Origin of the sequence: Photorhabdus antumapuensis (genome assembly GCF_020387775.1) — a bacterium.
In the GTDB taxonomy this organism is placed as follows: Bacteria; Pseudomonadota; Gammaproteobacteria; order Enterobacterales; family Enterobacteriaceae; genus Photorhabdus; species Photorhabdus antumapuensis.
Genome location: NZ_JAHZMK010000010.1, coordinates 214356 through 216448, shown reverse-complemented (window position 1 = coordinate 216448; position 2093 = coordinate 214356). Strand labels below are relative to the sequence as shown.

General features: G+C 43.6%; 1 protein-coding gene. It reads left to right on the top strand.

The features are described 5' to 3' along the window. Positions 1–523 precede the first annotated feature (523 nt). Positions 524–1933, top strand: a complete 1410-nt coding sequence (gene pykF / locus KZ793_RS03075) for a pyruvate kinase PykF (RefSeq protein WP_225813382.1) — start codon at positions 524–526, stop codon at positions 1931–1933. The last annotated feature ends 160 nt before the right edge of the window (positions 1934–2093 follow it).

Below are 2093 nucleotides of genomic sequence, written 5' to 3'. Positions count from 1 at the left end.
AAGTGAATGAATCCCCAGGAGCATAGATAACTATGTGACTGGGGTGAGTGAAAGCCGCCAACAAAGCAGCAGCTTGAAAGATGAAGGGTATAATCATTTTTCGATTCATTTCACAGAAATAAGTCTCTATAATACAGCGCAATTTAGGGTTGAATGGTTTCAGCTTATTAATTTGCCGAACACGGAAAAGTTACCAACAAAGAGGCAACTTGAAAGATAACGGGTATATACCTAATAGATTTCGAGTTGCAGCGCGGCGGCAAGTGAACGAATCCCCAGGAGCATAGATGACTATGTGATTGGGGTGAGTGAAAGCAGCCAACAAAGCAGCAGCTTGAAAGATGAAGGGTATATAAGCTCGCATAATTACATGTGCCTAACCTCACACGAAAAGCACCGCATGTCTTCTCCACCACTTATCCTTAATGATGTTGCGCAACGTTCAACACCACATGGTATCCGCGCAAACCATAAAGTGGGTGGTTCACTATTTTATTCAATTAAAACCTGTAGATAGATTGTCATGAAAAAAACCAAAATTGTTTGTACTATCGGACCAAAAACAGAATCCGAAGAAAAACTAACCGAACTGTTGAATGCCGGCATGAATATTATGCGCCTCAACTTTTCACACGGAGACGATGAAGAGCACGGCCAGCGTATTCAAAATATCCGTTCAGTTATGACTAAGACAGGTAAACAAGCCGCTATTTTGCTGGATACTAAAGGCCCTGAAATTCGAACTATGAAGCTGGAAGGCGGTAATGATGTTTCTCTAACCTCAGGTCAGACCTTCACTTTTACCACTGACACTTCCGTTATCGGTAATAAAGACCGTGTTGCTGTCACTTACAGTGGTTTCCCTGCGGATCTGGCTCCCGGTAATACCGTGCTAGTTGATGACGGCTTGATCGGCATGACAGTTAAAGAGGTTACTCAGTCAGAAGTTATTTGCCAAGTTTTGAATAACGGTGACTTGGGAGAAAATAAAGGTGTTAATCTGCCGGGTATTTCCATCAGCCTGCCTGCCCTGGCTGAAAAAGATAAGCAAGATTTGATCTTCGGTTGCCAACAAGGTGTTGATTTTGTCGCCGCTTCTTTTATCCGTAAACGCTCCGATGTTTTGGAAATCCGTGAACATCTGAAAGTGCACGGCGGTGAAAATATTCAAATCATCTCTAAGATTGAAAATCAGGAAGGTCTGAACAATTTTGATGAAATTCTGGAAGTTTCTGACGGGATCATGGTTGCTCGTGGTGATCTGGGCGTTGAAATTCCGGTTGAAGAAGTGATCTTCGCCCAGAAGATGATGATTCAAAAATGTAATATCGCTCGCAAAGTTGTTATCACTGCAACTCAGATGCTCGATTCTATGATTAAAAATCCGCGTCCTACCCGTGCTGAAGCTGGGGACGTCGCTAATGCCATTCTGGATGGTACTGATGCAGTTATGCTTTCCGGTGAAAGTGCAAAAGGCAAATATCCAATAGAAGCAGTGACTATCATGGCAACGATTTGTGAGCGTACAGACCGCGTCATGCCAAGCCGTATCGAAGCCGTCAATTGCCGTAACCTGCGTGTGACCGAAGCGGTGTGTCGTGGTGCGGTTGAAACAGCAGAAAAATTGGAAGCCCCTCTGATTGTGGTCGCAACCTATGGCGGTAAGTCGGCTAAATCCATTCGTAAGTATTTCCCTGGCGCCCCCATTCTGGCATTAACTACTAATGAAGTGACTGCCCGCCAATTACTGCTTGTTAAGGGCGTCTCTACCCAAATTGTTAAAGAAATCGCCTCTACCGATGATTTCTACCGCATTGGTAAAGAAGCGGCGTTAGCGAGTGGCCTGGCGAAGAAAGGCGAAATCGTGGTTATGGTATCTGGCGCCCTAGTTCCAAGTGGCACAACCAACACGTCGTCTGTTCACGTACTTTAATTTAATAGGTCGCTTTATTTCTGAAACACCGTCAATATGGCGGTGTTTCAGGGCATGTAATATCTGATTTTCTCCGCTAACTTAATGTAATATTAAATTATTTTCCCAATTATCATACTCATATATTTCTTCCCATTCTATCTATACCTAATAGATTTCG